This is a genomic window from Halomonas organivorans, assembly GCF_014192055.1.
GTDB lineage: Bacteria > Pseudomonadota > Gammaproteobacteria > Pseudomonadales > Halomonadaceae > Halomonas > Halomonas organivorans.
In genome coordinates this window covers 1-21650 of the sequence record NZ_JACHXM010000025.1, presented here as the reverse complement: position 1 = coordinate 21650, position 21650 = coordinate 1, and the positions used below count along the sequence as shown (strand labels likewise).

The following is a 21650-nucleotide window of genomic DNA, read 5'->3' as shown; positions in this document are numbered from 1 at the left end:
TGCGAGACGTGAGCGCGCCCGTCCCGTTTCGCGGGGCGGGCGCAATGCGTTGCACGGGGCTTGTCCGTCGTCAAGGGAGCGGGCTCCATGGCGCTGCTAATCTGTGGTCATGGGAATGTCACCGGAGTGCCATGCCGGGATGAGCCGCACGCCTGCCGCCGAGCCGGATTCTCACGAGGACGCGCTGACGCCGCTGACGCTCAAGCGCGTCGGCATCGATACCTATCGCGAGAACGTGGCCTACATGCACCGCGAGTGCGATCGCTACCGGGCCGAGGGCTTCCAGGCGCTGGCCAAGGTAGAGATACGTGCCGATGGCCGGCGGATCCTGGCCACTCTCAACGTGGTCGACGATGCCACCATCGTCGGCTGCGGTGAGCTCGGTCTTTCCGAGGACGCCTTCGCGCTGCTGGGCGCGGGGGAGGGGATTCCCGTCAGCATCCGCCAGGCCGAGCCGCCGCCCTCGATTCCCGCCATGCATCGCAAGCTGGCCGGCGAACGCCTGACCCGGGACGACTTTCGCCACATCATTCGCGACATCGCCGAGCGGCGCTACTCCAAGATCGAGCTCACCGCCTTCGTGGTGGCTTGCGACCTGGGCGAGCTCGACCGCGAGGAGGTGTTCTACCTCAGCGACGCCATGAGCCGGGTCGGGCGACGCCTGGACTGGCACGAGCATCCGGTGGTGGACAAGCACTGCATCGGCGGCATTCCCGGTAACCGCACCTCCATGCTGGTGGTGCCGATCGTCGCTGCCCATGGTCTGCTGTGCCCCAAGACCTCGTCGCGGGCGATCACCTCGCCGTCCGGCACCGCGGACACCATGGAAGTGCTGGCGCGGGTCGACCTGCCCTTCGAGACGCTGAGTGGGTTGGTACGCACTCACCGTGGCTGCCTGGCCTGGGGCGGCACCAGCGAGCTGTCGCCCGCCGACGACGTGCTGATCTCGGTGGAGCGTCCGCTGTCGGTGGACTCGCCCGGCCAGATGGTCGCCTCGATCCTGTCCAAGAAGATCGCCGCCGGCTCCACCCACCTGCTGCTCGACATTCCCATCGGCCCCCATGCCAAGGTGAATTCGATGGCCGAGGCCAGGCGGCTGCGCAAGCTGTTCGAGTTCGTGGCCGGGCGCCTGGGGTTGACCCTGGACGTGGTGATTACCGACGGCAGCCAGCCGGTGGGGCGGGGCATCGGCCCCGTGCTGGAGGCTCGCGACGTGATGCGAGTGCTCACCAACCATCCAGAGGCCCCCATGGACCTGCGCCAGAAGGCGCTGCGCCTGGCCGGGCGGATGCTGGAGTTCGATCCGGACGTGCGCGGCGGCGATGGCTTCGGCCTGGCCCGCGACATCCTCGATGCCGGCCGCGCGCTGGACAAGATGCAGGCCATCATCGAGGCCCAGGGCAGGCGTCCCTTCGATCCCGACCGGCCTCCACTGGCGCCCCAGGTGCTGGAAGTGACCGCTCACTGCGCCGGCACGGTGATCGCCATCGACAACCTGCAGCTGGCGCGCATCGCCCGACTCGCCGGTGCACCGCGGGCGATCGGCGCGGGCATCGACCTGGCGGTGCGCATCGGCGAGGCGGTCGAGGCCGGCCAGCCGCTCTATCGCGTCTACGCCGCCTATGCCAACGAGCTGACCTTCGCCCGCCAGGCCTGCGAGCGCGACCATGGCATCGCCATCGGGCACCCCGACCGGATCACCCGACTCAATGTGGAGGGCTGATGACTGCCGTGCTGTTGTACTGCGATGACGAGAGCGCTGCAGGGCGACGCCTGGCCGAGGCCGCGGGCCTGGAAGCCGGGGCCGTGGCCTGCCACCGCTTTCCCGATCGGGAGCTGCGCCTGACGTTGCCCTTCCCGTGCGCCGACGAGTTGCCACGGACCCTGGTGGTCTATCGCAGCCTCGACCGGCCCAACGACAAGCTGGTCGAGCTGCTGCTGATCGCCCGACATGCCCGGCGTCAGGGAGTGCGTCGACTGGTGCTGGTGGCGCCCTATCTCGCCTACATGCGTCAGGACAAGGCCTTTCAACCCGGGGAGATCGTCAGCCAGACGCTGATCGGCGCGTTTCTGGCCGAGCTGTTCGATGCGGTGCTCACCGTCGATCCTCACCTGCACCGCATCGAACGGCTGGATCAGGCGATACCGCTCACCCAGGCGGTCGCCCTGTCCGGGGCTTCCCGGCTCGGCGAGCTGGTCGCCGTCCGGCGCGAGAATCCGCTGCTGATCGGTCCCGATGCCGAGTCCTACCAGTGGGTGCGGGAGGCCGCGGCGGCCGGCGGCTTCGCCTTCGACGTCTGCCACAAGACGCGACGCGGCGATCACGACGTGGCGATCGAACTGCCCGGAATTCCGGTGCGGGGCCGACAGGTGGTGCTGATGGATGACGTGGCCAGCACCGGCCACTCCGTGGCCCGGGCCGCCGAGGCGCTGCTCGCCGCCGGCGCCGTTTCGGTGGACCTGGCCGTGACCCATGCGCTGTTTGCCGGCGATGCCCTGGCCGTCGTCGAGGCTGCCGGGGTAGGGGAAGTGTGGAGCACCGACTGTATCGCTCATGCCAGCAATGCCGTCCCCATGGCGCCCTTGCTTGGGCCGGCGCTGATACGGGTGCTGGCGGCCCTGGGATGAAGGCAGGGGCCACCGAGGCAGCCAATGATGTCAAAACGATGAAATGGCGTCGTTCGTCGCCGATGTTCCGCGTCTGACGCAGTTGTGCCGCAGCGGGCTTCGTGTTTCCTTCATGAGTCATCAAGGAAGACGCGAGGGATCGAGGCGCGATGGACATAACGAGCGGTGCCATGCTGCTGGCCGGCGTGGCCCTGGCGATGGGTGGGTCGGCTCTGGGGCTGTCCTGGTATCTGCGACGCGGCGCGCGGCGGGAGCCGCCGGCTGAGCCGGATGCTCCCGCGATGACGCGTGAGGCGCCGCCAGCGGCCGAACCTCGATCCGCCCCGCCCCCGACGGCCTCCGGGCCGGAGCCCGAGGCCGTGGCCCGGCGCTTTCGCGTCGCTTCGGCCGACGACGTCAGGCAATGCCTGTTCGTGGTTCTCGACTGGCCCGGCCTCGACACCAATCGACGGCTGCGGCGCAAGCTCGAGGAGCTCGACGCGGTCTACGACGCCAGGCAGCGGGTCTACAACATCCGGCCACCGCGGACCGGCTATCGCATGGTGATCGCCAACAGCACTCCGCCCGGGGCATTGCCGCCTCTGCATGAGGAAGGTGAGCACCCGGTAGTCGAAGGCATCTCCATCCTGGTGCATTTCCGCAACAAGCGGCGGGTCGCCCACAGCCCGGACGCGCTGATCGATTTCACTCTCGGCGTGGCGGCGCTGGGCGGCAAGATCCTCGATGCCGAGCGCCGCGAGATCAGCGACGAGGAGTTCGAGCGGCTACGCCGCGCCGCGCCCTGAGTCGCAGCGCGGCGTTTGCGTTCATGCTGCCGGCATCGCTCGATGTCCTGAATCGGACGTCCGCTGAGGGGGCGGCCCGGGGAGCCGCAGGAATGCTATGGTCAATTCCTGATACCGCACACTAGTGCGTACCGACACTGTCCAGGGAGGGAATCATGGCGTTATTCGATCGTGACCGGCGCGAGGAGAATCCACGAACTCGCCGGCTCTATGCGCTCTGGGAACTGGTCTACACTCTCGTCGACTTCGGTGCCGCGGCCGCCTTTCTGGTCGGCTCGGTGCTGTTTCTCTATGAGAGCCAGCAGACGCTGGCCACCTGGTTCTTCATCGTCGGCTCGGCCATGTTTGCCTTCAAGCCGACCATCCGCACCGTCCGCGACCTCAAGCTGGCCTCCATGGGCGATGTGGAAGACCTGGAGCATGAAGCGCGCGGTGATTGACGTCGGGCCTCGCTAGCTGCGGCGCCGCCAATCGCCTGAACGCAGCGGAGGCGGTCGTCGCGGGATCGCTGCCCGTGTTGGCGTGGTCGTCAGCGGTGGCCCGTGGCGGTCGTCGTCGAGCTCGGCCAGCCGGCGGATGCGCTCGCGGGTGTCGGGGTGGGTGCGCAGCCACTCGAGCGCCGCTGGACGCTGACGCCCGAACAGGCTCGACAGCCAGCGTCCATGCTGACGTTCCAGCACCATCAGTGCCGACATCAGGCCCTTCGGGTCGCCGGTGAGCGCCGCGGCCTCGAGGTCGGCGGTGTATTCTCGCTGCCGGGACAGGGCCAGCGACAGCAGGGTGCTGAGCGTGGGGGCGAAGGCCACGACCAGCAGCGTCAGCCAGGGCATGGTGACGTCGCCGGCCAGCATCAGCGGCAGGCTGAACAGGATCGCCAGCTGGATGGCCGAGGTCAGCCACAGCGTCAACCGGGTCATGGTGGCGGCGATCGACATCACCCGGGTATCGCCGTGACGCAGGTGGCTCACTTCGTGAGCCAGCACGCCGGCCAGCTCGCGCAGCGTCAACGAGCGCAGCAGCCCTTCGGTGATCGCGATGCCGCCGTCGCGCGGGCCGCCCACCGCGAAGGCGTTGAGCTCCGGCGTCGCGGCATAGTAGAGCTGCGGCGGGCTTCTCAGGCCGGCCCGGGCATAGAGGCGGGCGAGCAGGGCATGGATTTCCGGTGCCTGGGACGGCGCCAGTCGGCCGGCACCGGCCTGGGTCAGGATCAGCCGAGCGGGCACCCGGCTCGTCGCCAGAGTGGCCACCGTGACCGCGGACAGGCCGATCAGCACGCCACCGAGACCGGCCAGCAGGTAGCCGGGCAAGGACAGCGTGAGCGCGAGTCCGCCCATGATCAGCGCCGTCTGGACGCCGTTGACCAACCGCTGTCGAGTGAAGCGTCTCTGCCCCGATGTCATGGCCCGCCTCGCGGTAGGTCTGTCCTCTATAACCTAGTCCGGATCGCATGGCGTCGACCGCTCCCGTACAGCGATGCGTCGGAGCTATACTTGCCGAGCAGGCGTCAGCCGACGATCCCGCTGCCGGGAGGACGTATCATGGCGGATATCGACGTGGCCGTGCTGCTGGGCGATCCTCGTCTCCCCTATGCCTACGCCCCCGATGGCCGGTTCGGCGACGAGGAACTGACCGCGGTCATGCGGCTGCGCGAGGCGTTGCAGCGGCTCAAGGGATATCGTTTCCGCTTCCTCGATGATCACGGCGCCTGGATCGACACCCTGCGTGCCGCGCCGCCGGACCTGGCCCTGAATCTTTGCGACACGGGATTTCGCAACGACTGGTTGCTGGAACGCGACGTGCCGGCGCTGATGGAGATCCTGGCGATTCCCTACACCGGCGCCGACCCCATGGCCATCAGCCTCACCACCGACAAGGCGCTGGTCAGGGCCCTGGCGGCGGGCCTCGGCATTCCCGTTCCCAACGAGAGCTACGTGGACCTGGCGGCGGATCCCCTGGTGTTGCCGACCATCTACCCTTGCCTGATCAAGCCCAACGGCAGCGGCGGCAGCTTTGGCATCACCCGCGACTGCGTGGTCGACGACGCCCGGGCGGCGGAGGGCTACCTGCGCTGGCTGGCCGGACAGCCCGGGGTCGACGATGCGCTGCTCCAGGACTTTCTCACCGGCCCGGAGTACACGGTCGGCCTGGTGGGCAACGCAGCGAGCGGCTTTACGGTGCTGCCACCGCTGGAGGTCGATTACTCGGCCTTGCCTTCCGGGCTGCCGCCGATCCTCACCCACGGCTCCAAGGCCGATCCCGACTCGCCGTACTGGGAGAAGCTCGGCTTCCGGCCCGCCCAGCTCGACGAGGTGACCTGGAGTCAGCTGGTCGATCACTGCGTGCGTCTGTTTCGGCGCCTGGGGCTGCGCGACTATGCGCGCCTCGACTTTCGCGCCGGCGAGGACGGCATGCCGCGACTGCTCGACGTCAATACCAACCCGACCTGGTACTGGGACGGCAAGCTGGCGCTGATGGCCGAGTGGGCGGGCTACCCCTATCATGCGCTGCTGCGGCTGATCCTCGAGGCGTCGCTCGCCCGACTCGGCCGGGGCGTCGGCGGTTGAGGCTCACAGCAGGCGGCGTTCCACCTCCTCGTCCCAATCCCGGCGGGCGAACAGCGTGTCGCCTTCGTAGGCCTTGAGCACGCCGCGAATCCGGAAGCGTTGCGGCGTGGCGGTCAGGCTGGTGCGGCATTCCAGGCGCGTGTGCCAGTGTCCCCGCCGATGGGTGGTGACCTGTTCGACCGTGGCTTCGGCGGTCTCGGGGTCGTAATCGTGGATGCGGTAGCTCTTGGCCAGGGTGTAGCCGACCGTCAGGTCGATGTCCTCGATGCGTGCCAGGGCGGCGTCGCCGAAGTCGCCGCCGGTGGTCGAGATGCGGTAGACCGTCATGCCGGTGGTCAGGTCGCGTTCGACCAGGCGTCGGAAGGGAGCGGCCTTGAGCGTCGTCAGCTCGGGCATCGGGCCTCGCTCCGGCGGCTCGAAGGGGCGCAGCTCGGTATCCTCCGGCCGCGGTGGACGCGCCGGCAGGGTCAGTCGGCTGGTGCCGGTATGCAGCTCGAGCTGAACGCGTTCGGGGGCCGGCCAGATCACCGGCCAGTAGCAGGTCGAGATCGCCAGCCGCAGGGTATGCCCGGCGGCGAAGGCGTAGGCGATATCATTGAGGCGGACGTCGACCTGGTAGCGCCGGCCCGGTATTACCGGCGCAGGCTCCGCGCGGCTGTCCCGCTGGGTCAGGTTGAGGATGCCGTAGCTGACCCGCGCCGACGCGCCGTCCGGGGCGACGTCGTCGAGGCGTACGATGACATGGGCCACCGGCCGGTCGACCGCGAGGTCGAGCGAGGCCACGGGCGCGCCGAGAATCTCCAGGCGCTCGATGAGAGGGTCGGAGTCGAACACCAGCGACTTGCCGTCGTCCTCTCGCTGGTCGGTGGGCGACTCGCCCTCGGCGCCGAACCCGTACCAGTCGCCGGCCGCCAGGCCGGTGGTCTGTGGCGAGGCGAGGCGCAGGCGGTCCGCCGGCTCGGGGCTCTCGCCCAGCGACAGCACGTTGAGGTAGAGCATCCGCGGGCGAATCCTCGGCGACGGCCAGGCGTCCTCGGCCACCCAGCGTCCCGGGCGTTCGACGTGCATCGGCGCCGGCGGCACGTATTCCTCCATCCATACCCGCAGCAGGGGCTCGTCCATGACCCCGGTATCGAGCCCCTTGAGCCAGTGATCCCACCAGCGCAGCGCTTCCTGGAAGAAGCCGATCGCCGGGCCGGGCAGGGCGGCATGGGGGAAGGCATGGGACCAGGGGCCGATCAGGCCCTTGCGCGGTACCTCGAGCCCGGCCAGCAGCCTCGGGATGGCGTTGACGTAGCCATCGGCCCAGCCCCCGACCGCGAAGACCGGGCAGTCCACGGCGGCGAAGGCCTCGCAGATAGAGCCGTGCCGCCAGTAGGCATCGCGATGGGGATGGCGCATCCAGGTCAACGGGTAAAGGGGCGCGCGCTCGATGCGCTGTCGCCACTGGTCGCGCCAGGCTGCGCCCACGATGTCGGGATCCGGCGGGGTCGTGGCGCACGACAGCAGCACCGATCCCCAGCCGAGATTCTCGTTGAGCAGGCAGCCGCCCTGGTAGTGGACGTCGTCGGCATAGCGGTCGTCGGTGGAGCACATGGTGATGATCGCCTTCAGTGCGGCCGGGCGCAGGGCGGCGACCTGGAGCGCGTTGAAGCCGCCCCAGGAAATGCCCATCATGCCGACCTCGCCGCTGCACCACGGCTGGTCGACCAGCCAGGCGATGGCCTCCACGGCATCGTCGAGTTCCTGGGGCAGGTATTCGTCCAGCAGCAGGCCCTCGGAGTCGCCGCTGCCGCGCAGGTCGAGGCGCACGCAGGCATAGCCGTGGCCGGCGAAATAGCGATGCAGGGGTTCGTCGCGCAGGCGCGTGAAGTCGCGCTTGCGGTAGGGCATGTATTCCAGGATCACCGGTACCGGGTCTCCCACGGCATCGGTGGGCAGCCAGACGCGTGCGGCCAGCCGAGTGCCGTCGGACATGGGGATCCACAGGTTCTCGATGACGCGCACGGTGCGAGGGAAGGAATGCACGATCTTCATGGACACCCCCGGTAGCATGGCCGGCGGCGGCGGGGTCTGTTCTCAGCATATACGACGATGCGCCTCTCGGCGTCGGTCTCGAGAGGCGCGACGGCCCCGGAGAATCGGGGTAAAACTTGACCGGCGTCATCGCCGCTTGCGGCCGCTCGCCTATGCTCATTCATGCGATCAGATCGGCTGATCGAGGTCCCGCCGGCGGAGCGTGTGGCAAGGCGTTTTCGCCGAGCGTTTACTCTCTACATGTCGCTTGTACCGAGGTGCAATGTCATGGCCGATAAGAAGTTAAAGGGGGCATCTGCCGCCGCCAGCCAACTGGCCAAGGCGCCCGAGACGAAGGCCGAGGAGCCCGCGTCTCGCCCGATCAGTCCCTTCCGGGAACTGGATCGCATGTTCGACGGCTTGCTGGCCCGGGACTGGATGCATCCGCTGCGCTGGGAGCGCATGTCGTCACTGGAGCCGAGGATGCCGCGGGTCGATATCCTCGACAAGGATGCCGAGGTGGTGCTGCGCGCCGAGATTCCGGGCATCGAGCGTGAAGATCTCGATGTCTCGGTGACCGACCGCACGGTGACCATCAAGGGCGAGAGCCACAAGGAAACCCGGCAGGAAGAGGGCGAGTACTATCGCTGCGAGATTTCACACGGCAGCGTGCTGCGTACCGTGGAACTGCCTTGCGACATCGATGCCGACAAGGCGGAGGCCAACTTCCGCAACGGAGTGCTGGAACTGACCCTGCCCAAGGTCAAGGAAGCGCATCGCCGCCGGTTGGATATCCAGGCGTGAACTGCGTGGCAGGGCGGGGCCTCCCGGCCCCGCCCTGCCATCGGTTGGCCGCGGCTTCGACCTTAGGGATCATGCCTGCCGGGCGTGGCCGGCATGGCATGCCATCAACACATCGCATTCGGCCGCCTTCTGGCGGGCATACTCCAGCAGCGGGCGTTCCAGCTCCGGCGTGCCGTTGACCGCCAGCAACCGCCGCGCGAAGCGCTGATCCTCGAGGGCCGCCTCCAGCGCCTCCTGCCACACGAGTTCGGCCGTGGCATCGTCGACGATGAAGAAGCCTCCCCCCTGGTTGCTCTCGCCCTGTCGGTCGGCAAGCGCCTCGGGAAGGGCCACGCAGGCGCCCAGCCCGAGACTCTCGGCGGCCCATTTCAGGGCGTCGATCCGGTGTTCGCAGGCGATACCCAGCTGGGTCATGCGTTGGCTGCGGTCGGCGTCGTAGGGCAGGAAACTCAGGGCCAGCTGTCGATAGCGTCGACCGGCCTCGATTTCGAGGGTACTGGCCTGCAGGAGCTCATCCTGCGGCAGAAGAGTGAGCGTCTTGATGTCGATCATGCTGTCAGCCTCGTGGAATTTCCCGGAAATTCCCTGCGTTGACGATGCTCTCGAGCACCGGCCGATGATGTTTGGGGGGGGGTGATGAATGGCGCTCGAGCGGGCATCGGCGGGGCCGCCGAGTCACCATCGGGCGTAGTCTATGGAGAGCCTTTGGCCCCCGCCTTGACCGGCATCAATATTTCCTGACGACGCTGCTGGCGGCGGGGGAGCACGCGCGCTATATGCTGAATGTCATCGTCGGGCGTCCGTGTCATGGGTCGGGGGAGGAACGGGATGGGGCGCGGGGTGAGGATCATCGAAAACGCCTGGATCCCCATGGCGGATGGCGTCCGGCTGGCCGCCAAGCTGTGGCTGCCGGCGGATGTGGCGGCGATGCCGGCCCCCGCGGTGCTCGAATACATTCCCTACCGCAAGCGAGATTTCCGCTCGCCGCGGGATAGCCAGGTCCATGGCTACTTCGCCCGGCACGGCTATGCCGCCGTGCGGGTCGACCTGCGCGGCAGCGGCGATTCCGACGGCGTCCTGCATGACGAATACCTGCCCCGCGAGCTCGAGGACGGCGTCGAGGTGATCCGCTGGATCGCGGCGCAGCCCTGGTGCAACGGCCGGGTCGGCATGATCGGCCTCTCATGGGGCGGCTTCAATGCGCTGCAGATCGCGGCGCTGCGGCCTCCCGCGCTGGAGGCCGTGATCAGCGTCTGTTCCTCTGACGATCGCTACACCGATGACGTCCACTATATGGGCGGCTGCCTGTTGACCGACAACCTGTCCTGGGCCTCGGTGATGCTGTCCTACAATGCCTGCCCGCCGGATCCGGCCATCGTCGGCGCGCGTTGGCGCGAGATGTGGCTGGCGCGTCTCGAAAGCAGCGAGCCGTGGCTCAAGACCTGGCTGGCGCATCAGCGGCGCGACGCCTACTGGCGTCATGGGTCGGTCTGCGAGGACTTTACCGCCATTCGCTGTCCGGTATTCGCGGTCAGCGGCTGGGCCGACGGCTACTGCAACACGGTGTTCCGGCTGCTCCAGCACCTGGGCGGGCCGCGCAAGGGGCTGATCGGTCCCTGGGGGCACAAGTACCCGCATCTCGGTGGCCCGGGACCCTCCATCGATTTCCTCGGCGAGTGCCTGCGCTGGTGGGATCGCTGGCTGCGTGATCTCGACAACGGCGTGGAGCGCGAGCCCATGCTGCGAGCCTGGATGCAGGACAGCGTCTCGCCGATCAGCGACGACCGGCCCGGTCGCTGGGTCGCCGAGCCAGGCTGGCCCGGTCCGCGGCTGAAGCCTCTGACGTTCGCCCTGACCCGGCAGGGGCTGGCAGCCGGTGGCGCCGGTGACGACGAGGAGGCCGACCTGTCGATCCGCAGTCCGCTGAGCGTGGGGCTGTTCGCCGGCAAGTGGTGCAGCTATGCCGAGAGCACCGACCTGCCCACGGACCAGCGGCTCGAGGACGGCGGCTCGCTGTGCTTCGATACGCCGCCGCTGGAGGCGGATCTCGAGATGCTCGGCCAGGCGGTAGTCGAGCTCGAGGTGGCTGCCGACCGCCCCCAGGCGATGGTGGCCGTGCGCCTGTCCGACATCGCGCCCGACGGCAGCGTGACCCTGGTGACCTATGGCCTGTTGAACCTGAGCCATCGCCATGGCCACCACCGTCCCGAGCCGCTGCGGCCCGGCGAACCCTGTCGCGTCCGGGTGCGCTTGAACCACGTCGCCCAGTGCTTTCCCGCCGGCAATCGGCTGCGGCTGGCGATCTCTTCCTCCTACTGGCCGCTGGCATGGCCCTCGCCGCTGCCGACGATCCTGACGCTTCGTCTTCGCCACTGCCGATTGTCGCTGCCGCAGCGCCCGCGCCCGGATCGGGAAGCGACGCTGCCTGACCTCGGCGAGCCGCACATGGCGATGGCGCCGGCCGTCACCCTGCTGGTGCCGGCGCATCGGGAATGGACGGTACACTTCAACCTGGCGACCAACGAGGCCAGCCTCAACGTCATCGACAACGATGGCAGCTGGCGTCTCGAGGAGCAGGGGCTGACGCTCGGCTACGATGTCACCGAGCGCTATCGCCAGGCCAACGATGACTACGCCACGCTGTGCGGCGAGGTCGTCAACCGGCGGTTCATGGCGCGGGGTGACTGGCGGGTCGAGATGACCAGTCGTACGCAGCTGACCAGCACGCCGAGCCACTTCCATCTCAATGCCACCCTGGATGCCTACGAAGGCGGCGAGCGGATCTTCTCGCGAACCTGGAACGAGACGCTCCCGCGCGATCATCTTTGACGACGGGCGACGGGCGACGGGCGACGGGCGACGGGCGACGGGCGACGGGCGACGGGCGACGGGCGACGGGCGACGGGCGACGGAACCCGAGCATTGGCGTAGAGTCTCATGACGTTCGATGGCTTCATGATCCGGCGCCGTCGGATCGCGATACACCGCGACCTTCAGAAGGAGAAAGCATGCACAAGTTCCTGTCTCGCGCCCTGGTTCCCCTGCTGGGGGCCGGTCTACTGTCCGGCGCTGCGGTGGCCGACGAGCCCGAGGTCTACGGCTGGGTGGAGAAGACCCTGATCGACCCCGGCTGGGGCGTGGAGGTGAAGGCCAAGCTCGACAGCGGTGCGCTGACCTCGTCCATGCAGGCCGAGCATATCGAGGAGTTCAAGCGCGACGGGGAAGACTGGGTACGCTTCGACGTCGAACTCGAGGACGAGGCCTCAGGCGAGGTGGTCAGCCGCGAGTTCGAACGTCCGATCTTTCGCCGGCTGATCCTGAGCGGTGCCGGCGGCGAGGACCGTCGTCCGGCGGTGCTGATGACCATCTGCATCGGCGACACCCGTTACCAGGAGCAGTTCAGCCTCCGGGATCGCGATGACATGCTCTACCCGGTGCTGCTGGGCCGCCGGACCATCCAGAGCCTGGGGCTGCTCGACGTGACGGAGACCTTTACGCACGAGCCGCGCTGCGACGACGATTCGCCGCTGAAGACCCATGACGACAAGGACTACGACGACGACATCGGCGCCTGATGCCGGCCGGTCCCGGCGGGGGCGATGCGCGCCCCGGGCAGGGCGCGCAGGGAACCCATATCGCCTGAACGGGTCTCCATGGTCGAGCCACGATCACGAGACCCGATGCCAAACGGAGATGGCGATGCCTCACATCACTCCCCTTGATCGCCTGCTGGCCGACCTGGAGGCCTTCGGCGAGCAACATGACCGAACCGTCACGACGCCCGACGATCGGCTGCGCAATATCACCCGCGACACCGGCCAGTTCCTCGCCGTGCTGGTCAGGGCCACCGATGCCCGGCGGATCCTCGAGGTCGGCACCTCCAACGGCTACTCCACCCTGTGGCTCGCCGAGGCGGCCCGGGCCATCGGCGGCCGGGTCACCACCGTGGAGTGGGCCGCCGACCGCTGGGGCATGGCTGGGGAACACTTCGCCTGCGCCGGCCTGGCGGAGGTGATCGAGTCGCTGCATGCCGATGCCGGCAAGGTGCTCGATCGACAGGCGCCGGCCTCGCTGGACCTGGTGTTCCTCGATGCCGACCGTGCCCAATATTCCGACTGGTGGCCGAGGGTTCGCGAGGCGCTGGTGCAGGGAGGACTGCTGGTGGTGGATAACGCCACCTCCCATGCCGAGGAGCTGGCGCCCTTCATCGACCTGGTGGAAGCGGACCCCGCATTCACCACCAGCCTGGTGCCGGTCGGCAAGGGCGAGTTCCTGGCCACCCGTTCCCCGGCGGCGACAGCCGCTTGACCCCACGCTTGCCGAAGATCTCATGAGCGAGCCAGCGACCCTCAAGGTCTACTACGATGCCGGCTGCCCCATCTGTCGGCGCGACCGGCGCCGCTATGAACGATGGTCCGGCGGTGCGGCGTCGGTGGAGTGGCTCGATGTCACCGACCATGCCGATCACCTGCGCGCACGAGGCATCGAACTCCAGGAGGCCTTGCGCTCCCTTCACGTGGAAGACGACGCGGGGCGACTGTGTCATGGCCTCGACGCCTACATCCTGCTGATGCGTCGTGTCACGTGGCTCAGGCCGTTGGCCTGGCTGATCGGCCTGCCTCTGGTCAAGCCGCTGCTCGGCGCCTGGTATCACCGCTGGGTGCGTCGCCGCCTGCGCCGCGAAGGGCGCCTGTAGGCGACGCATCGCCCTCAACGCGGCCGCCAGGCCGCCGGCAACTGTTCGACGAGATAGTCCATGAACGCCCTGACCTTGGGCGTCAGCGCCTGGCGGTCGGTCACGCACAGGTAGATGTCCATGGGTTCCGACACGGCATGTACCCCGCTCCCGTCGCCTGCCTCGAACAATGGCACCAGGCGGCCGGCCTCGACATGCGGGTCGGCGATGAAGGCCGCCAAGCGCGTGATGCCGCCGCCGGCCAGCGCCATGCGCGCCAGGACATCGATGTCGTCACTGAGCATGGTGGCCTTGAAGTCCGGTTCGAAGCGCAGTCCATCGCGGATGAACCCCCAGCTCATGAAGCGTCCGTCCAGCGGTGAGCGGAAGGCCAGGCAGTCGTGGCTGCGCAATTCCTCGGGGCTGTGCGGATGCCCGGCCCTGGCCAGGTAGTCCGGGGAGGCGCAGAACAGGAAGGGAATGGAGGCGATGCGGCGTGCTACCAGGCCTTCCTCGAGCTGGGGAGTGAAACGGATGCTGATATCCACGTCTTCCTGGATGTGGTCCACGCTGCGATCGGTGGTCAACAGCTCCAGCGAGAGGTGGCGATAGCGGGCGTTGAATCCGGGCATCAGCGGCGCCAGGACGTGGCGGCCGAAGGCGGCGGTGGAGGTGATGCGCAGCCGTCCCCGCGGTTCGGCCTGCAGCGCGGAGATGGCGCCGTGCGCGCGTTCCAGATCGCGGGCGACGTGGCGGACGTGTTCGTAGTAGATCGCTCCGCTGTCGGTCAGCGACATGCGGCGCGTGGTGCGCGCCAGCAGCCTTACTCCCATGGCGGCTTCCAGGCGCGCGATGCCCTGGCTGGCCGCAGCCGGGCTGATGCCTAGGCGTCGCGCGCCGGCGGCGATGCTGCCGGCCTCGACCGCCTTAACGAAGCTCTCGATGGCGCGCAGGGTATCCATTGGCTTTCTCGCAGAATGCTTGTCTGGATTCGTAAATAAATCTTTATAGTGAACCAAGGCCATGACGTCTACAGGCATGAGGCCGGGGCCACTAGGCTGGGGGCATCCCGATCGACAAACGACGACAGAGGAGAGTTGAGATGTCGACGCCTTCAAGCTCACAGCGCACCGCCGACGGAAACGTCACCAGGCCGCGTCGAGGCATCCCGCCGCGCTTCGCCCCGCTGGTCTTCGCCTTCTACATGTCCGCCTTGATGACGCTGCTGATGAGCCTGGTGATCACGGCGGTCAACGGGGGACTCGGCCCCGACTACCTGGCCGCCGTGGGCCGGGCCTACGTGCGGGCCATGCCGGTGGCCTTCCTTGGCGTATTGACCGTGCGGCCCCTGGTGCTGCGGCTGGTGAAGTGGACCCTGGCCGGCGAGGAGCAGCGCTGAGGGCGCCCTCGTCGACTGCCTCAGCCGTGCAGGCGCCCGAGGTCGTGCACCAGGCGCTGGCAGATGGCGTCCAGCTTGTCGCGCTGGCCGTCGTCGACCAGTTGGCCGTCGTCGGCGAAGGCGTCTCCCGCCTTGGCCACGGCCAACTGGTCCGGCAGCACCGTCACGCCGATGTTGCCCAGCAGCTGACGAATCAGTGCCAGGCCGCGCAGCCCGCCGAGCCCGCCCGGCGAGGCGGCGACCACCGCCGCCAGGCGCCCCTGGAAGAGCGCCAGGCCACTGGCGCCCTCGTGCGGACGGGTCAGCCAGTCGATGACGTTCTTGAGCAGCGGCGTGATGAAGCCATTGTATTCCGGCGAGGCAATCAGCAGGCCCTGGTGCTCGGCGAGCCGTTCGCGCAGGGCCAGGGTGGCCTCGGGCAGGCCCTGATCGGCCTCCAAGTCGCCGTCGTAGAGCGGCATGGGATAGTCGGCCAGGTCGATGAGGGTCGGGCGGCCGCCGTGGGCTTCGATGCGTTCGGCGGCCAGGTGTGCCAGGCGTTTGTTGAAGGAATGCCGGCGAGTGCTGCCGGCGAAGACCAGGATACGGGGAGAGGCGTGATCGCTCATGGGCGGTGCTCCTTGCTTGCCTTGGAAGAGGCTTCGATCATGGTGGTAATCGGCAAGCGGTACAAGCGAGGGAAAGTGACGATGTCCCGACACTACCCCCGGACGCCGGATGGCCGCTACTTCGTGGCCCGCCAGCGACTCTGGCGATGCACCGACCCACGGCTGGACGAGACGACGCGGCGCGACCGGGTGCGCGAACTGATGCGTGCCCGGCGAGCGGTGAAAGCGGCCTTGGGGGCGGATGATGACGCTGCACTGGCCGAGGCTCGGGCGGCGGTACAGGCCGCCAAGCTGGCGCTTGGCGAGCGTGGCCCGGTGTGGTGGGACGACGGCGCGCCCGATGAAGCCGGCCGGCACCCGGCCAACTCCTCTTATGCGGCCTGGTGGCGGGCCCACGAGGATGTCGACGCCCGCTGAACGGCCTGGACACGCCGACGCGCCTGGCCGACGCTCGTTAACGAGGGCAGTCATCGCCCATCCGGCGAGGAGGGCATCATGGCCCGCAGCAAGCGCGAGGCGCTGCAGGAGCACCATCGTCCCGAGGCGATTCGCCGCCGCCTGGAGACGCCCGAGCGTCCACACAGCATGCCGGATGCCATCCTCGGCGGCATCGACGGCTGCGTAACCACCTTCGCGGTGGTCTCCGGCGCCTTCGGAGCCGGCTTCTCGGCACGCGTCGCGCTGGTACTGGGCTTCGCCAACCTGCTCGCCGATGGCTTCAGCATGGCGATCAGCAATTACGAGGCGGTACAGGCCCAGCGCGAAGGGGTGGAGCGTGCCCGGGAACGGGAGTTCGAGCATATCGAGCTGGTGCCCGAGGGCGAGCGCGAGGAGATCCGCCAGATCTACGCCCGCAAGGGCCTGTCGGGAGAGCTGCTGGAGCAGGTGGTGGAAACCATCAGCCGCGACCGGGAAGTGTGGGTGGAGACCATGCTGACCGAGGAGCATGGCCTGCAGCGCGGCGGCCTGAGCCCGTGGCGCTCGGCCTGGGTTACCTTTCTGGCCTTCCTGGTGGTGGGCGCCATGCCGCTGCTGCCCTATGCGCTCCCGGGGCTGGCCGCCCGTGACCGCTTCTGGGCCAGCCTTGCGATCGCCGCGCTGATGTTCCTGTCGATCGGCATGCTCAAGAGTCTGGTCTATCGGCGACCGGTCTGGCAGTCGGGCCTGCGTACCCTGTCGATGGGCGCCGCGGCGGCGGGCCTGGCCTTCCTCACCGGAGTGCTGGCCCAGGCGCTGTTCGGGGTTTCCCTTTGACCCCGGTCTCGGTTGCCCCTGGCGCCGGGACGCCGAAGGCGCATAGGCTGGGTGGATGGCATGGTGACCCAAGGGAGAGAGGGAATGGAGCATTTCATGAGGGCGGCGCTGGAGGCGGCGCGCAGGAGCCTATCCGAGGGAGGCATTCCCATCGGTGCGGCACTGGTGCATCGCGGGGTGATCCTGGGAACGGGGCATAACCAGCGGGTGCAGCTCGGCAGCACGGTACTGCACGGCGAGATGGATGCCCTGGAGAATGCCGGTCGCCAGCCGCCCGGCACCTATCGCGAGTCGACCCTCTACACCACGCTCTCGCCCTGCGCCATGTGTACCGGCGCCATCCTGCTGTATGGCATCCCTCGGGTGGTGATCGGCGAAAACCGCACCTTCCAGGGCGAAGAGACGCTGCTGCGTGAACGAGGCGTCGAGGTCGAGGTGCTGCAGGATCCCGAGTGCATCGCGCTGATGGAGCGCTTCATTGCCGAGCGGCCTACGCTTTGGCACGAGGATATCGGCGACTAACCAGGCAAGGGCGTGGTGTGCCGGGTTCAAGCGTCGGGATCCAGGCCCCGGGCGGCGTTCTCCTGGGGCAGCAGGGCGGCGTGGATCATGGCGTTCACCGGGGTGGCAACATTGACGGACCGCCCGAGCCGCACCACGGCACCGTTCTGGGCCTCCAGCTCCGAGGGGCGCCCGGCCACGATGTCGCGCTGCATCGAGGCGGTGCTGGTCGCCGGCATGGCATCGATGAAGTCCATTGCCCGGGGCACGGCATCCGACGGCAGGGCCACACCCCGGGCGCGCGCCACGGCCTCGATCTCGCCCAGGATCTGCTCGATCAGCCGCCGGGTCTCCGGCAGGCGCCGGGTCACGCCGAGCGGGGCCCGGGTCAGGCTCCCGATGCCGCTCATGGCGCAGATGAAGAGGAACTTGCTCCACACCGCGGCCTCGATGTCCTCGGGCAGCTCGGCCGTGACGCCGATAGCGCGGTCGAAGGCTGCCTTGAGGCGCTCGGCGCCCGGGCGCTGTCCGGGCAGGCGCGTGCCGAAGCGTACGAAGGGAGACACGCCGGCGTGACGGATGTGGCCAGGCGCCTCGCGCCAGGCGAGGATGCCGCACAGGCCGTCCAGCACGGGAGCCTCGCCCAGTACCTCGCTCAGTTGATCGGCGGCCTCGACGCCATTCTCCAGCGGCAGCACCAGGGTGTCGGGGCCGACCAGGGGACGAATGGTCTCCGCGGCGGTCGGCACCTGCCAGGCCTTGACCGCTACGATCACCGCGTCGACCACGCCTGTCTCGGCGGGATCGTCGGTGGCCGAGACTCCCTTCAGGACCAGGTCGCCCTCGGGGCTCGAGACCTGGAGTCCCGAGCGGCGCATGGCCGCCAGGTGCTCGCCGCGGGCGATGAAGGTGACGTCCTCGCCGGCCTCGGCCAGGCGGGCGCCGAAATAGCCGCCCACGCCGCCGCTGCCCATGATCGCCAGTCGCATGCTGTGGTTCTCCCTCGTCTCGCTGGAAATGGCCGCTGAAGGGCATAGCGTGCCCGGCGGGCGTGGGCTTGTCGATGCTCCCGGCACGAGCTCTAATGGCGCCCTGGATGCACAAGGAGCCCTTCCATGATCGCCGAGACCCCCGTGCCGCCCTATTACGCCGTGATCTTCACCTCATTGCGCAGCGAGGTCGATGCCGGCTACGCCGCCGTGGCCGAGCGCATGATGGCGCTGGCCGCCGAGCAGCCCGGTTTCCTGGGCGTGGAGTCGGCCCGCGAGGGCCTGGGCATCACGGTGTCCTACTGGTCGGATCTGGAGGCGGTGCGGCGCTGGAAGGCGCAGGCGGAGCATCGCGAAGCCCAGCGAATGGGGCGCGAAAGATGGTACTCGCGCTACCGGGTGCGCATTGCGAGGGTGGAGCGCGAGTACGGCGCCTGAACGATCAGGCGTAGGTGTTGATCTGGGTGCCGAGGCTGCCGTCCCGAGCCAGTTGGGGCTCGACCGATGCGGACTCGACCAGCGCGGTGACCTGTTGCTGCTGGGTGTCCAGGGCTTCCTTGAATACCTGCATCTGGGCCTGCTGGGCGGTCTGGTAGTGCGCCAGTACCTGGGTCTGGGCGACCACGTTATTGACGGAAGTGTCCATCCGTTTCTCCTGAACAAGAGGTTGACGGTTTCACCCTAGCAGCTCGCCGGTCGGGCGCAAAGGCTCGACATGGCGCTCGTGCGGTCCGCCGTGTAGGCTTGCCGGCTTTCCCGTCCACGCGAAGAGCCTCTGCCATGAATGCCATGCCCCCGTGTCCCTCCTGTGCCTCCGAGTTCACCTACCATGACGGCCTGCAGTACGTGTGCCCCGAGTGTGCCCATGAATGGGCGCAGGCGTCCCCCGGGGAGGATGCGGATGATGCGCCGGCGATCCGCGATGCCAACGGAAACCTGCTGGTCGATGGCGATACCGTCACCGTGATCAAGGATCTCAAGGTCAAGGGCGCCTCCTCGGTGGTGAAGGTGGGCACCAAGGTGAAGAACATTCGCCTGGTCGAGGGCGATCACGATATCGATTGCCGCATCGATGGCATCGGGGCCATGAAGCTGAAGTCGCAGTTCGTCAAGAAGGCCTGACGTTCACGCCGTCGGCAGGCAGGCCGGCAGCGCCTCGCGCAGCGCGCGGGGCCTGATCTCCAGATCGCTGAAGGTGCCGACGCCGTCGCCGACCACGTTGTCATGCTGCATGAGGATGACCTGGTCGCGGGTCAGCGGCGGGTCGGGCCACGCCGACGCCAGCAGTGCCAGTGTCCGCCAGGCGAGGAAGGGCACCGGCACCAGGGGGCGTTCCCGGTGCAGGTGGCTCATCACCAGCGCCAGGATCTCCCGGTAGCGGAGCACGTCGTCACCCCCCAGTTCGAACAGCCGACGCCGCGGCGCCTCGCCGCCGGTCAGGTGCACCAGGGCCCGGGCCACATCCACCACGTGTACCGGCTGCAGGCGCGTCTGGCCGTGGCCGAACAGCGGAATCGCCGGTAGCCGGGTGAGGCGGGCCAGGGTGGCCAGGAAGGCGTCCTGTGCGCCGTACAGCACGCTGGGCCGCACGATGATCGCCTTGGGCATGGCCTCGAGCACCGCGGCCTCGCCCCGGGCTCGGGCGCGTACGTAGGACGAGGGCGAGCGGGAGCTGGTGCCGATGCCGGAGAGCTGCACCAGGCGGGTCACGCCGGCCTCCCGGGCCAGCCGCGCCAGGCGCTCGGCGCCCTCCACATGAATGGCCTCGAAGCTCAGATCGCGAGTTTCCACGTAGAGGCTCACCGCATTCACCACCGCCCCGGCGCCTTCCAGTGCCGCGGCCACCTGGTCGTCGCGCCGGATATCGGCGCCGATGATCTCCAACGGGTCGCCGGGCTCGGCCCAGTCCGGGCTCGCCGGCCGCCGTGCGACCAGGCGCACCGGACGTCCGGCCTCCACCAGTTCGCGCACCAAGGTGGCGCCGAGAAAGCCAGTGCCACCGAACACCGTGACCGGTCGCTCCGTCATATCGCCTATCCCCTATCCCCTGAGCCTGCGGTAGAGCATCGAGGCATTGTGCCTGACGGGAGGGTGGCCGCAAGCGCCGTTCCCTCCATGGCGTGGTCGCGTGCGTCGTCGGGAAAGGCCGGCGGCCGCAGGGAGAGACTGTCGGCTACGTTGAAGTGGCGCTTGCGGGGGCGCGGCGCCTGGCGAGTCGTAGGCCGCGGCGATACGCGGTGGGGGAAGAGGGAAGAGGGAAGGGGACCAAAGTCTAAAGGCATAAAGTCCGATTTTGTCCGAGTCTATGTCCGACATAGCAATCAGGGAGTCCGACAGGACTCACGCGAACCGGAACGCCGATCATGCCCCACGCCTCCGACAATGCCCGCCGCTCGCCGCGACCCGACATCGCCGATGACCTCGCCGAGGCCATCTTCAGCGGTCAGTACGGGCCGGGTGATTTCGTGCCCCGGGAGCTGGATCTCTGCGAGCGTTTCGGCGTCAGCCGCAGCACCGTGCGTAGCGCCCTGCAGACCCTGGTGGCGGCGGGCCTGCTGACGCGCATCTCGGGGCAGGGCACCCGGGTGCGGGCGCTACAGGAGTGGCACCTGCTCGATCCCCAGGTGAGCGCCTGGATGGCACGCTTCGCCCAGCCCAACCCGCGCATCCAGCGCGAGATCTTCGCCTTTCGGGTCGCCGTGGAGCCCTTCGTTGCCCGCCTGGCGGCGGAGCACGCCACTGCGGCCGACCTGCTGGCCATCGAGTCGGCCTACGAGGGCATGATCCGCGCCCTGGAACACGACGACCTGCACTGGCAGGGCATCTCCCACGACGACTACGACGTGGCCTTTCACGAGGCCGTCTTCGCGGCGTCGCACAACCTGGTCTGGGCCCAGATCAGCCATGTGCTGAAGCCGGCCATCGCGCTGCTGGTGGAGCGTTCCAACCACAGTGCCGACGAGCTTCACGACAGCATGGAACGCCATCGCCGGATGATGGAGGCGATCCGCCTGCGTCAGCCGGATCAGGCCGCCGCGGCGGCCCTCAAGGTGCTGGAGCGCACCGGGCGGGACCTGGGGCTCGAAGCCCTGATGCCGGCCCTCCCCACCCTCGATGTCTCGACAACCGACGTTTCAACAACAAGCAGCGATAAGGAAGCCTCATGATCACACGCATGCCTCTCAAGACCCTGACCGTTGCCGTACTCGGCGCCCTGGCCGCCAATGCCCAGGCCGCCGACTACGAGTGGACCTTCCAGACCTCCGAGACCGCCGGCGAACCCCAGTTCGAGATGAAGAAGGCCTGGGCGGATGATGCTACGCCTGGGCTATGACAAGCACCTGTCGATCGGCGTGGTCTGTGCCGGCGGCGCGCTGGGCACCATGATGCCGCCGTCGATCGTGCTGATCATCTACGGGCTGATCGC

The 21650-nt window shown here is 68.4% G+C and carries 26 protein-coding genes and 1 pseudogene; 19 read left to right on the top strand and 8 right to left on the bottom strand.

Going from position 1 to position 21650, the window contains the following annotated elements; all coding sequences use genetic code 11:
* Nucleotides 1–139 precede the first annotated feature (139 nt).
* The 4 genes from FHR96_RS17625 to FHR96_RS17610 all read left to right on the top strand — a co-directional run bounded on the left by FHR96_RS17625 (nt 140) and on the right by FHR96_RS17610 (nt 3853).
* Nucleotides 140–1723, top strand: a complete 1584-nt coding sequence (locus FHR96_RS17625; RefSeq protein WP_183389043.1) for a thymidine phosphorylase family protein — start codon at nt 140–142, stop codon at nt 1721–1723.
* Nucleotides 1723–2628, top strand: coding sequence for a ribose-phosphate diphosphokinase (locus FHR96_RS17620; RefSeq protein WP_183389042.1), 906 nt, complete (start codon nt 1723–1725; stop codon nt 2626–2628). The genes FHR96_RS17625 and FHR96_RS17620 overlap by 1 nt, the downstream gene beginning before the upstream one ends.
* A 149-nt stretch (nt 2629–2777) precedes the next feature.
* The gene (locus FHR96_RS17615; RefSeq protein ID WP_183389041.1) at nt 2778–3413 is read left to right on the top strand and encodes a hypothetical protein; all 636 of its coding nucleotides are present in this window, start codon (nt 2778–2780) and stop codon (nt 3411–3413) included.
* Between the two features lie 155 nt (nt 3414–3568).
* Nucleotides 3569–3853: a YrhK family protein gene (locus tag FHR96_RS17610; RefSeq protein ID WP_183389040.1), complete on the top strand. Its 285-nt coding sequence runs from the start codon at nt 3569–3571 to the stop codon at nt 3851–3853.
* A gap of 12 nt (nt 3854–3865) precedes the next feature.
* On the opposite strand, the gene FHR96_RS17605 is transcribed toward FHR96_RS17610, so the two are convergent.
* Nucleotides 3866–4813, bottom strand: coding sequence for a zinc metalloprotease HtpX (locus FHR96_RS17605; protein ID WP_183389039.1), 948 nt, complete (start codon nt 4811–4813; stop codon nt 3866–3868).
* A 138-nt stretch (nt 4814–4951) separates the two neighbouring features.
* On the opposite strand from FHR96_RS17605, the gene FHR96_RS17600 reads away from it, so the two are divergent.
* Complete coding sequence (locus FHR96_RS17600) at nt 4952–5977, top strand: D-alanine--D-alanine ligase family protein (protein ID WP_183389038.1); 1026 nt, start codon at nt 4952–4954, stop codon at nt 5975–5977.
* 3 nt (nt 5978–5980) lie between these two features.
* Here the strand turns inward: FHR96_RS17600 and FHR96_RS17595 are convergent, their stop codons facing one another.
* Nucleotides 5981–8014, bottom strand: a complete 2034-nt coding sequence (locus FHR96_RS17595) for a CocE/NonD family hydrolase (RefSeq protein ID WP_183389037.1) — start codon at nt 8012–8014, stop codon at nt 5981–5983.
* A gap of 267 nt (nt 8015–8281) precedes the next feature.
* On the opposite strand from FHR96_RS17595, the gene FHR96_RS17590 reads away from it, so the two are divergent.
* The gene (locus FHR96_RS17590) at nt 8282–8797 is read left to right on the top strand and encodes an Hsp20/alpha crystallin family protein (protein ID WP_183389036.1); all 516 of its coding nucleotides are present in this window, start codon (nt 8282–8284) and stop codon (nt 8795–8797) included.
* A gap of 69 nt (nt 8798–8866) precedes the next feature.
* Here FHR96_RS17590 and FHR96_RS17585 read toward each other — a convergent pair whose 3' ends face one another.
* Entirely contained in the window at nt 8867–9349 is a 483-nt protein-coding gene (locus FHR96_RS17585; RefSeq protein WP_183389035.1) for a hypothetical protein, read from the bottom strand.
* Between the two features lie 288 nt (nt 9350–9637).
* Here FHR96_RS17585 and FHR96_RS17580 point away from each other — a divergent pair, with 288 nt between their 5' ends.
* The 4 genes from FHR96_RS17580 to FHR96_RS17565 all read left to right on the top strand — a co-directional run bounded on the left by FHR96_RS17580 (nt 9638) and on the right by FHR96_RS17565 (nt 13493).
* On the top strand, nt 9638–11626 hold the full coding sequence (locus FHR96_RS17580) for a CocE/NonD family hydrolase (protein WP_425485680.1): 1989 nt from the start codon (nt 9638–9640) through the stop codon (nt 11624–11626).
* 179 nt (nt 11627–11805) lie between these two features.
* Nucleotides 11806–12372: a retropepsin-like aspartic peptidase RloA3 gene (rloA3, locus tag FHR96_RS17575; RefSeq protein ID WP_183389033.1), complete on the top strand. Its 567-nt coding sequence runs from the start codon at nt 11806–11808 to the stop codon at nt 12370–12372.
* Between the two features lie 124 nt (nt 12373–12496).
* Nucleotides 12497–13105 carry an O-methyltransferase gene (locus tag FHR96_RS17570; RefSeq protein WP_183389032.1) on the top strand — a complete coding sequence of 203 codons (609 nt, stop codon included), beginning with the start codon at nt 12497–12499 and terminating at the stop codon, nt 13103–13105.
* 22 nt (nt 13106–13127) lie between these two features.
* On the top strand, nt 13128–13493 hold the full coding sequence (locus tag FHR96_RS17565) for a DCC1-like thiol-disulfide oxidoreductase family protein (RefSeq protein ID WP_183389031.1): 366 nt from the start codon (nt 13128–13130) through the stop codon (nt 13491–13493).
* A 14-nt stretch (nt 13494–13507) separates the two neighbouring features.
* Here the strand turns inward: FHR96_RS17565 and FHR96_RS17560 are convergent, their stop codons facing one another.
* Complete coding sequence (locus FHR96_RS17560; protein ID WP_183389030.1) at nt 13508–14434, bottom strand: LysR family transcriptional regulator; 927 nt, start codon at nt 14432–14434, stop codon at nt 13508–13510.
* Nucleotides 14435–14574: 140 nt separating this feature from the next.
* Between FHR96_RS17560 and FHR96_RS17555 the strand changes: the two genes are divergently transcribed.
* A complete protein-coding gene (locus FHR96_RS17555) occupies nt 14575–14871 on the top strand; it encodes a DUF2798 domain-containing protein (protein WP_183389029.1) in 297 nt (98 codons plus the stop codon).
* 20 nt (nt 14872–14891) lie between these two features.
* Here the strand turns inward: FHR96_RS17555 and FHR96_RS17550 are convergent, their stop codons facing one another.
* Nucleotides 14892–15479, bottom strand: coding sequence for an NADPH-dependent FMN reductase (locus tag FHR96_RS17550; protein ID WP_183389028.1), 588 nt, complete (start codon nt 15477–15479; stop codon nt 14892–14894).
* Nucleotides 15480–15560: 81 nt separating this feature from the next.
* Between FHR96_RS17550 and FHR96_RS17545 the strand changes: the two genes are divergently transcribed.
* The 3 genes from FHR96_RS17545 to FHR96_RS17535 all read left to right on the top strand — a co-directional run bounded on the left by FHR96_RS17545 (nt 15561) and on the right by FHR96_RS17535 (nt 17255).
* Nucleotides 15561–15896: a hypothetical protein gene (locus FHR96_RS17545; protein ID WP_183389027.1), complete on the top strand. Its 336-nt coding sequence runs from the start codon at nt 15561–15563 to the stop codon at nt 15894–15896.
* Between the two features lie 78 nt (nt 15897–15974).
* A complete protein-coding gene (locus tag FHR96_RS17540; protein WP_183389026.1) occupies nt 15975–16733 on the top strand; it encodes a VIT1/CCC1 transporter family protein in 759 nt (252 codons plus the stop codon).
* Nucleotides 16734–16817: 84 nt separating this feature from the next.
* Nucleotides 16818–17255 carry a nucleoside deaminase gene (locus FHR96_RS17535; RefSeq protein WP_183389025.1) on the top strand — a complete coding sequence of 146 codons (438 nt, stop codon included), beginning with the start codon at nt 16818–16820 and terminating at the stop codon, nt 17253–17255.
* A gap of 26 nt (nt 17256–17281) precedes the next feature.
* On the opposite strand, the gene FHR96_RS17530 is transcribed toward FHR96_RS17535, so the two are convergent.
* Complete coding sequence (locus tag FHR96_RS17530) at nt 17282–18223, bottom strand: 2-dehydropantoate 2-reductase (RefSeq protein WP_183389024.1); 942 nt, start codon at nt 18221–18223, stop codon at nt 17282–17284.
* Between the two features lie 126 nt (nt 18224–18349).
* On the opposite strand from FHR96_RS17530, the gene FHR96_RS17525 reads away from it, so the two are divergent.
* Nucleotides 18350–18661 carry an antibiotic biosynthesis monooxygenase family protein gene (locus tag FHR96_RS17525; RefSeq protein WP_183389023.1) on the top strand — a complete coding sequence of 104 codons (312 nt, stop codon included), beginning with the start codon at nt 18350–18352 and terminating at the stop codon, nt 18659–18661.
* 4 nt (nt 18662–18665) lie between these two features.
* Here the strand turns inward: FHR96_RS17525 and FHR96_RS17520 are convergent, their stop codons facing one another.
* Complete coding sequence (locus FHR96_RS17520; RefSeq protein WP_183389022.1) at nt 18666–18869, bottom strand: YjfB family protein; 204 nt, start codon at nt 18867–18869, stop codon at nt 18666–18668.
* Nucleotides 18870–19003: 134 nt separating this feature from the next.
* Between FHR96_RS17520 and FHR96_RS17515 the strand changes: the two genes are divergently transcribed.
* Nucleotides 19004–19345, top strand: a complete 342-nt coding sequence (locus FHR96_RS17515; RefSeq protein ID WP_183389021.1) for a zinc ribbon domain-containing protein YjdM — start codon at nt 19004–19006, stop codon at nt 19343–19345.
* Nucleotides 19346–19348: 3 nt separating this feature from the next.
* Here the strand turns inward: FHR96_RS17515 and FHR96_RS17510 are convergent, their stop codons facing one another.
* Complete coding sequence (locus tag FHR96_RS17510; RefSeq protein WP_183389020.1) at nt 19349–20251, bottom strand: complex I NDUFA9 subunit family protein; 903 nt, start codon at nt 20249–20251, stop codon at nt 19349–19351.
* A 335-nt stretch (nt 20252–20586) separates the two neighbouring features.
* On the opposite strand from FHR96_RS17510, the gene FHR96_RS17505 reads away from it, so the two are divergent.
* The 3 genes and pseudogenes from FHR96_RS17505 to FHR96_RS17495 all read left to right on the top strand — a co-directional run.
* Nucleotides 20587–21390, top strand: coding sequence for a FadR/GntR family transcriptional regulator (locus FHR96_RS17505; protein ID WP_183389019.1), 804 nt, complete (start codon nt 20587–20589; stop codon nt 21388–21390).
* Nucleotides 21387–21557, top strand: a complete 171-nt coding sequence (locus tag FHR96_RS17500; RefSeq protein WP_379685214.1) for a hypothetical protein — start codon at nt 21387–21389, stop codon at nt 21555–21557. Before FHR96_RS17505 ends, FHR96_RS17500 begins: the two co-directional genes overlap by 4 nt.
* A pseudogene (locus tag FHR96_RS17495) lies at nt 21538–21650 on the top strand (TRAP transporter large permease subunit); the annotation flags it as partial. The gene FHR96_RS17500 and the pseudogene FHR96_RS17495, both read left to right, overlap by 20 nt.

Bases quoted from the DNA above. Each gene is read 5' to 3' on its own strand.
- FHR96_RS17500 (WP_379685214.1), top strand. From the start codon at position 21,387: ATGATCACACGCATGCCTCTCAAGACCCTGACCGTTGCCGTACTCGGC.
- FHR96_RS17530 (WP_183389024.1), bottom strand. From the start codon at position 18,223: ATGCGACTGGCGATCATGGGCAGCGGCGGCGTGGGCGGCTATTTCGGC.
- FHR96_RS17590 (WP_183389036.1), top strand. From the start codon at position 8,282: ATGGCCGATAAGAAGTTAAAGGGGGCATCTGCCGCCGCCAGCCAACTG.
- rloA3 (WP_183389033.1), top strand. From the start codon at position 11,806: ATGCACAAGTTCCTGTCTCGCGCCCTGGTTCCCCTGCTGGGGGCCGGT.
- FHR96_RS17600 (WP_183389038.1), top strand. From the start codon at position 4,952: ATGGCGGATATCGACGTGGCCGTGCTGCTGGGCGATCCTCGTCTCCCC.
- FHR96_RS17505 (WP_183389019.1), top strand. From the start codon at position 20,587: ATGCCCCACGCCTCCGACAATGCCCGCCGCTCGCCGCGACCCGACATC.
- FHR96_RS17520 (WP_183389022.1), bottom strand. From the start codon at position 18,869: ATGGACACTTCCGTCAATAACGTGGTCGCCCAGACCCAGGTACTGGCG.
- FHR96_RS17605 (WP_183389039.1), bottom strand. From the start codon at position 4,813: ATGACATCGGGGCAGAGACGCTTCACTCGACAGCGGTTGGTCAACGGC.
- FHR96_RS17560 (WP_183389030.1), bottom strand. From the start codon at position 14,434: ATGGATACCCTGCGCGCCATCGAGAGCTTCGTTAAGGCGGTCGAGGCC.
- FHR96_RS17535 (WP_183389025.1), top strand. From the start codon at position 16,818: ATGGAGCATTTCATGAGGGCGGCGCTGGAGGCGGCGCGCAGGAGCCTA.
- FHR96_RS17615 (WP_183389041.1), top strand. From the start codon at position 2,778: ATGGACATAACGAGCGGTGCCATGCTGCTGGCCGGCGTGGCCCTGGCG.
- FHR96_RS17550 (WP_183389028.1), bottom strand. From the start codon at position 15,479: ATGAGCGATCACGCCTCTCCCCGTATCCTGGTCTTCGCCGGCAGCACT.
- FHR96_RS17510 (WP_183389020.1), bottom strand. From the start codon at position 20,251: ATGACGGAGCGACCGGTCACGGTGTTCGGTGGCACTGGCTTTCTCGGC.
- FHR96_RS17570 (WP_183389032.1), top strand. From the start codon at position 12,497: ATGCCTCACATCACTCCCCTTGATCGCCTGCTGGCCGACCTGGAGGCC.
- FHR96_RS17555 (WP_183389029.1), top strand. From the start codon at position 14,575: ATGTCGACGCCTTCAAGCTCACAGCGCACCGCCGACGGAAACGTCACC.
- FHR96_RS17620 (WP_183389042.1), top strand. From the start codon at position 1,723: ATGACTGCCGTGCTGTTGTACTGCGATGACGAGAGCGCTGCAGGGCGA.
- FHR96_RS17585 (WP_183389035.1), bottom strand. From the start codon at position 9,349: ATGATCGACATCAAGACGCTCACTCTTCTGCCGCAGGATGAGCTCCTG.
- FHR96_RS17540 (WP_183389026.1), top strand. From the start codon at position 15,975: ATGGCCCGCAGCAAGCGCGAGGCGCTGCAGGAGCACCATCGTCCCGAG.
- FHR96_RS17610 (WP_183389040.1), top strand. From the start codon at position 3,569: ATGGCGTTATTCGATCGTGACCGGCGCGAGGAGAATCCACGAACTCGC.
- FHR96_RS17625 (WP_183389043.1), top strand. From the start codon at position 140: ATGAGCCGCACGCCTGCCGCCGAGCCGGATTCTCACGAGGACGCGCTG.
- FHR96_RS17565 (WP_183389031.1), top strand. From the start codon at position 13,128: ATGAGCGAGCCAGCGACCCTCAAGGTCTACTACGATGCCGGCTGCCCC.
- FHR96_RS17595 (WP_183389037.1), bottom strand. From the start codon at position 8,014: ATGAAGATCGTGCATTCCTTCCCTCGCACCGTGCGCGTCATCGAGAAC.
- FHR96_RS17525 (WP_183389023.1), top strand. From the start codon at position 18,350: ATGATCGCCGAGACCCCCGTGCCGCCCTATTACGCCGTGATCTTCACC.
- FHR96_RS17515 (WP_183389021.1), top strand. From the start codon at position 19,004: ATGAATGCCATGCCCCCGTGTCCCTCCTGTGCCTCCGAGTTCACCTAC.
- FHR96_RS17545 (WP_183389027.1), top strand. From the start codon at position 15,561: ATGTCCCGACACTACCCCCGGACGCCGGATGGCCGCTACTTCGTGGCC.